10 protein-coding genes, 1 pseudogene and 1 riboswitch are annotated in these 9,309 nt (G+C 58.0%); of the genes and pseudogenes, 5 read left to right on the top strand and 6 right to left on the bottom strand.

The genetic code is table 11. The features are described 5' to 3' along the window. Nucleotides 1–421: 421 nt before the first annotated feature. Nucleotides 422–1,018, bottom strand: coding sequence for a nitroreductase family protein (locus ACQ4N8_RS24090; RefSeq protein ID WP_430706893.1), 597 nt, complete (start codon nt 1,016–1,018; stop codon nt 422–424). Between the two features lie 134 nt (nt 1,019–1,152). Between ACQ4N8_RS24090 and ACQ4N8_RS24085 the strand changes: the two genes are divergently transcribed. Continuing rightward, entirely contained in the window at nt 1,153–2,331 is a 1,179-nt protein-coding gene (locus ACQ4N8_RS24085) for a DUF4062 domain-containing protein (protein ID WP_430706892.1), read from the top strand. Further along, on the top strand, nt 2,328–2,519 hold the full coding sequence (locus tag ACQ4N8_RS24080) for a hypothetical protein (protein ID WP_430706891.1): 192 nt from the start codon (nt 2,328–2,330) through the stop codon (nt 2,517–2,519). Before ACQ4N8_RS24085 ends, ACQ4N8_RS24080 begins: the two co-directional genes overlap by 4 nt. 143 nt (nt 2,520–2,662) lie before the next feature. Here ACQ4N8_RS24080 and ACQ4N8_RS24075 read toward each other — a convergent pair whose 3' ends face one another. Both ACQ4N8_RS24075 and ACQ4N8_RS24070 read right to left on the bottom strand, forming a co-directional pair. Beyond that, on the bottom strand, nt 2,663–2,980 hold the full coding sequence (locus tag ACQ4N8_RS24075) for a DMT family transporter (protein ID WP_430706890.1): 318 nt from the start codon (nt 2,978–2,980) through the stop codon (nt 2,663–2,665). A gap of 28 nt (nt 2,981–3,008) precedes the next feature. After that, nucleotides 3,009–3,329, bottom strand: a pseudogene (locus ACQ4N8_RS24070) (DMT family transporter); the annotation flags it as partial. Between the two features lie 58 nt (nt 3,330–3,387). Next, nucleotides 3,388–3,496: riboswitch (guanidine-I (ykkC/yxkD leader) on the bottom strand. A gap of 161 nt (nt 3,497–3,657) precedes the next feature. Here ACQ4N8_RS24070 and namA point away from each other — a divergent pair. The 3 genes from namA to ACQ4N8_RS24055 all read left to right on the top strand — a co-directional run bounded on the left by namA (nt 3,658) and on the right by ACQ4N8_RS24055 (nt 6,438). After that, the gene (gene namA / locus ACQ4N8_RS24065; protein WP_430706889.1) at nt 3,658–4,668 is read left to right on the top strand and encodes an NADPH dehydrogenase NamA; all 1,011 of its coding nucleotides are present in this window, start codon (nt 3,658–3,660) and stop codon (nt 4,666–4,668) included. A 184-nt stretch (nt 4,669–4,852) separates the two neighbouring features. Beyond that, on the top strand, nt 4,853–5,602 hold the full coding sequence (locus ACQ4N8_RS24060; RefSeq protein ID WP_430706888.1) for a futalosine hydrolase: 750 nt from the start codon (nt 4,853–4,855) through the stop codon (nt 5,600–5,602). Continuing rightward, nucleotides 5,599–6,438 (top strand): 1,4-dihydroxy-6-naphthoate synthase, encoded by an 840-nt coding sequence (locus ACQ4N8_RS24055; RefSeq protein ID WP_430706887.1) that lies wholly within the window; start codon nt 5,599–5,601, stop codon nt 6,436–6,438. Before ACQ4N8_RS24060 ends, ACQ4N8_RS24055 begins: the two co-directional genes overlap by 4 nt. A gap of 279 nt (nt 6,439–6,717) precedes the next feature. Here ACQ4N8_RS24055 and ACQ4N8_RS24050 read toward each other — a convergent pair whose 3' ends face one another. The 3 genes from ACQ4N8_RS24050 to ACQ4N8_RS24040 form a co-directional block, all read right to left on the bottom strand. Next, nucleotides 6,718–7,602: a radical SAM/SPASM domain-containing protein gene (locus ACQ4N8_RS24050; RefSeq protein ID WP_430706886.1), complete on the bottom strand. Its 885-nt coding sequence runs from the start codon at nt 7,600–7,602 to the stop codon at nt 6,718–6,720. Between the two features lie 104 nt (nt 7,603–7,706). Then, nucleotides 7,707–8,123, bottom strand: coding sequence for a metallothiol transferase FosB (gene fosB / locus ACQ4N8_RS24045; RefSeq protein WP_430706885.1), 417 nt, complete (start codon nt 8,121–8,123; stop codon nt 7,707–7,709). Nucleotides 8,124–8,212: 89 nt separating this feature from the next. After that, complete coding sequence (locus ACQ4N8_RS24040) at nt 8,213–9,274, bottom strand: DUF4183 domain-containing protein (RefSeq protein ID WP_430706884.1); 1,062 nt, start codon at nt 9,272–9,274, stop codon at nt 8,213–8,215. Between the last annotated feature and the right edge of the window lie 35 nt (nt 9,275–9,309).

Raw genomic sequence — 9,309 nt, 5'->3', positions numbered from 1 at the left:
ATACAAATCCGAAATCCACCGCAGCATCGATCTTGCGAAGCAGATGGTCTTTCGGCACAAGCCGATATAGCTCCGCATGGAATGATAAACCTTCCTATCCTCGTACAAAGAAGCTTCCAGCACCACATTGAGAGTGGGGGAAGCTTCTTTTATTAAAGTTCTGCGATTCCCCACACCAGCCTTTTTACCTTTAAAAGAAATTTCGTACAAACCGGCTATTTGCCGGTCCATTCTGGCCAATTTGTACGATTATTCATCTAAACTCCCCCGTTTGCTTGTTATGCTGTCTGCTTTTGCACAATAAATCGTACAAAATCTTTAAATCTGCCATAAAACGGAGGTGACTTGTACGATTTATCGTACAAATTGGCTCGCCGGCTATAGCGGCTAGTACAGTCCCTTCGGATCAATTTCCGCTCGATTACTTGAACGTCTTCATCCGGCTTTCAACCGGCGCGAACTCCTTGTCCCCCGCCGGGCTGGCGATGCTGCCGAAGGGCATTTGCGCGATCAGTTTCCAGGTTGCCGGAACGCCCCACTCTTTCTGCACCTGCTCGTCGATCAACGGGTTGTAGTGCTGCAGGGACGCTCCTACTCCCTCATCGGACAAGGCCGTCCATACGACGAACTGCAACATGCCGTTCGATTGCTCGGCCCAGACCGGGAAATTGTCGGCATATAAGGCAAATTGCTTTTGCAGACCCTCAATCACCGTCTGGTCCTCAAAAAACAGCACGGTCCCGCGTCCGCCGCGGAAAGCCGCCATTTTCTCCTCGGTTGGGCCGAAGTTATCGGCAGGCACGATGCTCCGCAATGTTTCCTTCGTAACATCCCACAGCTTGTCATGCTGTTCGTTGAACAACACGACGACGCGCGCGCTTTGCGAGTTAAAGGATGACGGCGCGTAGAGCACCGCGTTTTTCACGATCTCCTCGATCCGTTCCTCGGAAATGCCGGTATCCTTCCCGATGGCATAAATGCTTCTTCTTGTTTTGACTGCGCTCCAAAAATCGCTCATATCCCTATTCGCTCCAATCTGGCTGTTTTCATGTCGTCATTACGACTCTTAATGTATCCAATCGAACGGGAAACCAGTCAAGTCGGGATGTCCATTAGAAGCAGCCTAAGGTATAATGGGAGAAAATGCTAAAAATGCCGAACGGAGTGTTTCTTGACGTGACGAGAACGAAAATATTCATCAGTTCCGTCAATGAAGACGGGCTGAAGCCGCTGCGCAAAAACGTCTTTCGGGAGCTTACCGGGCTCGGGCATGAACCGGTCATGTGGGAGGAAAACCTCGGCCCCTGGCCGGCCGGGTCCGACCCGATCGCCAAATGCCTCGAAGCCGTGGAAGCGTGCGATATTTATTGTTTGTTTATCGGCGGAAAAGCCGGCAGCTATGATTCTACGGCGGAACGAACGGTCACGCATCTTGAATTCATCCAGGCGTACGAGCAGCGAAAAACGATCCTTGTATTCGGCGATACGGAAGTCAAATCGGTGTTTTTCGGCCGCGTCAAACCGCTGATCGAACCCTGGATCGAACGCTTCATCGCCAAAGAGGAACGGTTCCCGGCCCCGGAGCATATCATGAATCTGCTGTCCGCCGACGGGAGTCTGCCTGCCCGAATCGAACCGTATGTCTGGTACTTGATGTACGACATCACGAAACGAGGCATTTTCGTCGACGATCTCTCGCTTGGCGTCCCCATCGATTGGCGGGGGTATTTCAGCGATTTGCTCCGGCGCGGCTCCCTGCTGCTCCCTCTGGAGGAGTCGATCGAACAGAACAGCGAACGGCTGGAGCAATTCGATGAAGCGTTCGAGCTGGTATCCGGGCTGCTCCCGCATTTGCGGATCGAAGGACTGAGGCAGCCGCAGCTGTTTATGCGGGATGTGATGCTGTCGATGACCGGCGGAATGATCGAACATCATTACGGCCAATATATTAGCGAACAAGTCGGTTATTACGAGGATTGCAATGCGGCCACGCTTTATGTACGGGCGGATGACCGGCTCCGGAAGGTCGCCGAGTGGGGAGAAACGACGGCCGCCCCCTATTACGCGCTCGATAATCAAAGCTCTTATACCGTGCTAACTTACCATTTGGGGAACCAGCAGGAGCAAGTCTTTTTTACCGAAGCCAAAAGCATGTTTTATTATTGCATCCGGTCGGGCGAGCATGTGCTGACCTTTCATTTTCCCGCCGACCCGTCCTGGAACTACAGGAAATTCATCCGCTACAAAGAGAGCGCCAACCATGCTATAATGAGTAAAAATCCGTTTATGATCCAAATCATCAAATTATGTTTAGGAGGGATGCCGTCTTGAGTCGCGGAGTATTCGTATCCAAAAACGGAGTCGTCTCCAAAGCCGTCGGGTTCCAGCCGAAAGAAGCGCTGCTGTTTGCCCCGGCCGCCAAAAATTCCTCCCAAATTTTGCGCGAGCAGCGCACGTCCATGAAACGCAACAATAAACAGCTCAAGGACCGGTTTGCCCAAGCGACCAAACGGGCATAGGCCCGCAAGGTAGCCGAACGACCGCGATAAATCATGAACGACCGCTCCGGAGTTTCGGACCATCGACGATGGAACCGATCCGGGGCGTTTTTTTTAGATTATCATAATGCCGCAGCGCACGGGCCAACGTCCTGATGAGACCCTTAGTGGCTGAGGAGCTTCAATCCCACGGCAGCGCCCAAAATCATCGCGATAAATAGCATACGCCGCCATTCCCGGGATTCTCCGTACAACTGCATGCCCAAAACGGCGCTTCCCGCCGTCCCGATCCCCGTCCATACCGCGTAAGCCGTCCCCATCGATAGGGTCTGCATCGCGATCGTCAGAAACAGGAAACTAAACAGGAAGCCCCCAACCATCCATGCGTAAGCTTTTAAGCCCCGGCGCTTGTTGACCTGATTAATCCCGATCACGCCCAGCACTTCGCCGAATCCGGCGGCTACCAGCAACGCCCAATCCATGTTGCGCTCCCTCCTTATCGGCTGATTTCTCAGCGTCCGTTACGAGTTTCAAACCGATCACGCCGCTTAACAACACCAAGGTCAGCAACAGTTTGATCCACTGGAACGGCTCCCCGAACAGCAGCATTTCCGCCAGTACCGTCCCGGCCGTGCCGATTCCGGTAAATACGGCGTACACGGTCCCGATCGGCAGCTTGCGCCCCGACAAAATCAGCAAATACATACTCAAGACAATGGCCATGGCCGTGCCCGACCAACTCAGGAGGTCGCCGCCGGCATGCTTCAAGCCGATCACCCAGCCGATTTCGAACAAACCGGCTACCCCAACAAGCATCCAATCCCGTTTCAACTTATATCCATCCCTTCTCCAAAAAAAAATAAAGCCCGGAAAGATATCCAATTTCGATATCTCCCGGGCTTTTATCCCTCCGTGACACAGCACGTTCGCGGCTGCGCGTTCCCTCTTGGACCTGTCCGGCCGGTCATGACGGCCGCGGAACCCTAGAGAACGATTCGCTTGTTATCTTACCCGATCTCGGGATCGCCGGTCAAGCGCCGCATTGTACCAAGTATAAAAAAGTATACTATGCCACAAAATTGTGCGTACTTGTGTCTTTTCAACAGGTGAACTAACATGATGGGATAGAGGTTTTTTGAATCAGCAAAGGAGTGGTATCGTGAGCGCCAAGTTATTTTCTCCATTTACGGTAAAAGAGGTTACCTTTAAAAACCGCATCGTCATGTCCCCGATGTGCCAATATTCGTCGCCTTCCCGTGACGGACATATCGGCGACTGGCATAAAATCCATTACGCCACCCGCGCCGTTGGCGGAGTAGGCTTGATCCTCCTCGAAGCTACTGCGGTCGTACCCGAAGGACGGATCTCTTATAACGACCTGGGCATTTGGAGCGACGAGCATGTGGCCGGGCTGAAGGAGATCTCAGACCTTGTGCACGGCAACGGAGCCAGAATCGGCATTCAGCTGGCCCACGCCGGCCGGAAAGCGGAGCTGGAGGAAACGATTATCGCCCCTTCCGCCATTCCGTTCCCCGATAAAAAAACGCCTAAAGCCGCGAACGCGGAAGATATCCGGCGAATCATCGAAGGATTCCGGGAGGGTGCCCGCCGCGCCAAGGAAGCCGGGTTCGACGTCATCGAGATTCACGGCGCCCACGGCTATTTGCTGAACGAGTTCCTCTCGCCGGTTTCCAACCGGCGAGAGGACGAATACGGCGGCAGCGCCGATGCCCGCTATCGCCTGCTGAGCGAAGTCATCGAAGCCGTGAAAACGGTTTGGGACGGTCCGTTGTTCGTGCGGATTTCCGCCAATGAATATGACCCGGAAGGAAACTCGCTCGAGCAGTATGTCGATTACGCGCGCCGGATGAAAGCGCAGGGCGTCGATCTGGTCGACTGCAGCTCGGGCGGGCTTGTTCCGGCTCCGATCGGCATGTATCCGGGATATCAGGTGAATCTGGCCGATCAAATCCGCCGGCAAGCGGATATCGCGACCGGCGCCGTCGGCCTGATCAGCAGCGCAACGCATGCGGAAGAAATCCTCGGCAACGACCGGGCGGACCTGATCTTCCTTGGCCGCGAGCTGCTGCGGAATCCGTATTGGCCTTACGAAGCGGCCAAAGAATTGCGTACGACGCTCGAGCGTCCGGTACAGTACCAAAGAGCTTAAAGCCGGCAACCCTCTGCCGGCTCGGGACCCGTATTCGCATGAGCGATTGCGGGTCCGTTTCTTTGCTGCCCGCCGGGAATCCATGGGGACCGGCCTGCTCCGTTGGTAAAAGCAAACTTGGTTTTCCTTGCCTGGAGCTATATAATTTGAAGAGTGAAACCGGTTAAGGAGTTGTTCTCTTCCTATGGATCATCAATCTTCTGTATATACGCCCGCCTGCGCTGGCGGCTCTGCTTCATGCGAATACCGCCGCATCCTGATCATGACCGCGGTCGCGGCCGAACGCGATGCCGTGCTGCGCGGGTTAGGCGGCTTTGAAGCCGCCGACGTGCATCTGGCCGGCGTGGGTCCGGCGGCCGCCGCGGCGGCCACGGCCACGGTACTGGCCAAAACCGGCACGCGCACGGTTGCTGGCGATGCCGGCGATGGAGGCGGCGGCTATGACCTTGTCATCAGCGCCGGTATCGGCGGCGGCTTCGGCGAGGTTGCCGGCATCGCCTCGCTGGTCGTAGCAAGCGAGATCATCGCCGCCGACCTCGGGGCCGAGACGCCGGACGGCTTCGCCGGCGTGGACGAGCTCGGCTTCGGCTCGGCCCGGATCGCCGTAGCGCACGAGCCTGCCGTCCGCTGGGCGGATGCGCTGCGGGCCGCCGGGCTGCCGGCCTATTTCGGCCCGGTGCTGACCTTGTCGACCGTGACCGGCACGGCGGAAACGGCCGAAGCGCTCGCCGCGCGTTATCCCGGGGCCGGAGCCGAAGCAATGGAGGGCTACGGCGTAGCCGAAGCCGCCCGCCAATTCGGCATCCCCGCGCTGGAGCTGCGGGCCGTTTCCAATCGGGTCGGACCGCGCCAACGCGAGCTGTGGAAAATCGGCGAAGCCCTGCAGGCTTTGGAACAAGCCTGCGCTAAACTACCGGAGGTGCTGCAATCATGAAAATCGCTTTTTCCCCTTGTCCTAACGATACGTTCGTGTTCCATGCCTGGGCGCACGGGCTGATTCCCGGCGCGTCCGAGTTGGACGTAACCTACGCGGATATCGATATCACGAACGGGCTGGCCGCTTCCGGCAGCGGCCCCGAAGTGCTGAAAATCTCTTACGCCGCCCTCCCCTGGGTGCTGGACGAATACGCGCTGCTGCCTTGCGGCGGTGCGCTGGGCCGCGGCTGCGGCCCGCTCATTCTCACGGCCGGCGCGGCGTCGGCAGCGGACCTGTCGGGCCGCCGGGTAGCGGTGCCAAGCGAGCGCTCGACCGCATACCTGCTCTTCCGCCTATGGGCGGCCAAACATGTGCCGGGCGGCGTCGGCGACATCGTCGTCATGCCATTCGACGAGATCATGCCGGCGGTGAAGCGAGGTGACATCGATGCCGGACTGGTAATCCACGAGGCACGCTTCACCTACCGGAACTACGGACTGGACATGCTCCAGGACCTGGGCAGTTGGTGGGAAGCCGATACGGGGTTACCAATCCCGCTGGGCGCCATCATCGCCCGCCGGTCGCTGGACCTGGCTTCGATCGCCCGCTGGACGCGGGAATCCGTGGAATACGCCTGGGCCCATCCCGAGGCTTCCGCCGATTACGTGATGAGCCATGCCCAAGAAATGTCGCCCGAGGTGACCGAGGCTCACATCAACCTGTATGTGAACCGCTACACCGCCGATTTGGGCGAGGACGGCTACGCCGCGGTTAGCGCCCTATTGGATCGTGCCGCCGCCGAAGGGCTTGTGCCCCGGATCGATCCGGCAAAGCTGAAAGCAATCCAGCCGTAGGCACGGAATAAGCTGCGGCCTCTGGCTCACTCGCCTCAGTCGGAAAATAGCGGTGAAAAATGGCGTTATTTTCCGATTGAGGCGCGGTATTATGGGGCCTAATTTGGAGATATAACGCGAGGAAACCGCCTGTTTTCTGGAAATAAGGCCATTTCGTTCCGCTATTTCCCGCCGATGCACAGCCTTAACGGGAATAAGGCCATATTTTTCCCTTATGACACGCAGCAACTGAAAAAGGAGCCCGAGGGGCTCCTTTTTCAGTTCAACAAACCGCTACAATCATGCCCCACCGCCAAAGCGCTGGCGGTACCCGCATTTCCGGCACAGCTCCTCTACCGCTTCGCGCCGGGAAAATCCGTCGTACAGCCGATTGGCCCGTTCTCCCTCCACGATTTCCGAAAACAGCGTTTGATACACGTTGCCCAGGTTGATGACGCCTTCCCCGTCGAGGCAGCAGGGGATGACCGTGCCGTCGACCAGAATGCCGGCCTGGTTGCGCAGCGCATGGCAAAACCCTTTGCCGTCGTCCTCCTTCGCCTGCAAATGCGGCCACTCGAACTCATGATCCTGATTCAGGTAAATCCGTTCGGCTAGCTTCACGCCGCTGCCGGGAACGACCTTCTCTTCGATCCGGTAATCCAGCCCGAACTCCCGTTCGATCAGCTCAAGGGTGGCGCGGTTGCGGCTGCGTTGGAGGTTCGTCTCGTTGTCCCGGGTCAAATTCCACAGCCGGAACGATACGATGAGCTCGGAGCTCGCCACCGCCTCCCGGACGAAGGATAAAATGTTCGATAAATACCCTTCGCGGTCCGTGGAGCCCTCGTGGCCGTCAAAGCTATGCAGCGAGAAATTCATCTGCCGCAGCGCCGGCTTGCCGAGCAGCTTGTGGCGCACTTTGGGAAGCAGCGTTCCGTTGGTCGTGATATTCACCTTGAACCCTTGTTCGTGGCTGATATCGAGCAGCTGGTCGATTTTGGGATGCAGCAGCGGCTCCCCTTTGACGTGAAAATAAATGTAGTCCGTATGCGGCTTGATATCGTCGAGGATTTTGCGGAAATCTTCGACCTTGATGAACTGTGCCTGACGATGCGTCGGCGGGCAAAAGCTGCAAGCCAGATTGCAGATACTGGTCGTTTCGATATAGAACTTCTTGAACTTTTTCATGTTGACCTACTTCGCTAGGATTTAGTTGGCGTATGATTTCCATCACACATGTCCTATTCTATCGCAAAAAACGCCGAAACCCCAGCTGGAAAATTGTTTTCGCGTCAATAAAAAGTCATGTGGGTTTTGTCCTCTTTGTAATACGCCAGCCGGTCGGCTAACGTGCCGGCGTGGAATTCGAACAAATGCCCGTCGGGATCGCGGAAATAGATGGACGGTTTGTCCCGGAAATCCCGTTCACGCCCCGGTAATATCTCAACCTGCAAATGACGCAGCCGATTCAGGAAAGCCTCGACATCCCGCTCTTCGATCGTAAAAGCGATATGCGTGTATGTACGGAGTTCCGCGTCGCGCGTGACCTCCTCCTGATTCAGGGCGATCCAAAGCCCGTTCAGATCGAAATAGGCCAGCTTCCTGCCCTTTACGCATATCTTGGCCCCAAATACCTGCTCATAAAACGCGATCGAGCGGTCCAGGTCGGATACGGAAAAACAAAAATGATTGATGCCTTTGACTTCCATCTCTACCCCTCCTTGTTCAAATGAAACAGGACAAAGCCGGAGCCTTGCCCTAGTAGTCAACGGGTTGGATCAACATCCCCGTCTGCCGATTAGGCCATCGCTTGCGCCGTAATTTGCACGTTTTCCAGGATAATCGGCGTTCCTGCCAATATCATATCCTGCGTCAGATCCAGCGTCAAAGATGCCGGCTCCAGCACATAAATCCGGCCTTCCTGCATCATCCCGTTGATGAACAGATTAGAGTAGGCGTCGGCCCCGATCCCGGCAAATTCCGCCGGCGCGTTCCCCTCATCGTCAGTGAACTGGGCGGCGGGGATCACGACGATTTCCCCCTGCAGTTCGTCAGGCGGCTCATAAAAATAACGAAACACGCTGGGCGTCACAAGGATCGCTTCCACCGGCGGACCAGGTGGGCCGGGCGGACCTTCCGGCCCCGCTGGACCTACAGGACCGGCTTCGCCCGGTGCACCCTGCGGCCCCGCTGGGCCTGCTGGCCCGGCCTCGCCCGGCGCTCCCTGCGGCCCCGCTGGACCTGCCGGACCGGCTTCGCCAGGTGCACCCTGCGGCCCCGCTGGGCCTGCTGGCCCGGCTTCGCCAGGTGCACCCTGCGGCCCCGCTGGGCCTGCTGGCCCGGCTTCGCCCTGTGCTCCCTGCGGCCCCGCTGGACCTACAGGTCCGGCCTCGCCCGGCGCTCCCTGCGGCCCTGCTGGACCTACAGGCCCGGCCTCGCCCGGCGCTCCTTGCGGCCCCGCTGGACCTACAGGTCCGGCCTCGCCCGGCGCTCCCTGCGGCCCCGCTGGACCTACAGGCCCGGCCTCGCCCGGCGCACCCCACGGCCCCGCTGCACCAGCTTGCCCGGTCTCGCCCCGCGGGCCCCAAGGTCCCGGCGCTCCTGCGTGTCCCGGCTCGCCGACTGCTCCGTGCTCTCGAACCGGCGCCTTCCCCCGGGCCGCGTATTCGACCCGGCGAAGCTGCCGGCGATACCGGCAAAGGAGCAGATCCGCCCGACGCATTCGTTTCCGCCAGCGTTTCCAACTGCTGGGTCGTTTGCGGACCGGCGCCCGTAATTTCCGTTCTCTCTTTGACCTCAGCTTACGTTTTCTCTTCACCCCCTGCATTTCGCGAACGGCTGCGCATTTCTCGGCTTTCACCCTGCCATTCCCCCCGCCTGGATCTCCAATGGCCT

Source organism: Paenibacillus macerans (assembly GCF_050565405.1).
Taxonomy (GTDB): Bacteria; Bacillota; Bacilli; order Paenibacillales; family Paenibacillaceae; genus Fontibacillus; species Fontibacillus macerans_B.
This window is presented reverse-complemented; position numbering and strand designations above follow the sequence as displayed.